Origin of the sequence: Clostridium sp. AF32-12BH, assembly GCF_003477935.1 — a bacterium.
In the GTDB taxonomy this organism is placed as follows: domain Bacteria; phylum Bacillota; class Clostridia; order Lachnospirales; family Lachnospiraceae; genus Brotaphodocola.
This window is the reverse complement of the sequence record NZ_QUEH01000056.1, coordinates 1-243: the sequence shown is the minus strand read 5'-3', so window position 1 is coordinate 243 and position 243 is coordinate 1. Positions and strand designations below refer to the sequence as shown.

The 243-nt window shown below is 60.5% G+C and carries 1 protein-coding gene; it reads right to left on the bottom strand.

Going from position 1 to position 243, the window contains the following annotated elements; translation table 11 throughout:
• A partial coding sequence (locus tag DWZ40_RS20255; RefSeq protein ID WP_243035405.1) for a plasmid recombination protein occupies positions 1 to 243 on the bottom strand: 243 nt, incomplete at both ends.

The following is a 243-nucleotide window of genomic DNA, read 5'->3' as shown; positions in this document are numbered from 1 at the left end:
CGTTGAGAGGCCCCGGCTCTGCTCCGTTGCCACTGGCACGAAGTCCACATGGAGGTGGGGCGTGGCCTCGTCCATGTGCAGCACCATATTGAACACCCGCAGATGAGGGTTGCGCTCCTGGAAGGACTCTGCAAACTCTTTGAGAGCTGCCGCCGCCCGTTCCCCTCCAGGGGAGCCGCACCCGCAGTCCGTTAAGTTGCCGATCTGAAAGATAGCCTCGTGAAATAGCTTCTCCTGCTTGCT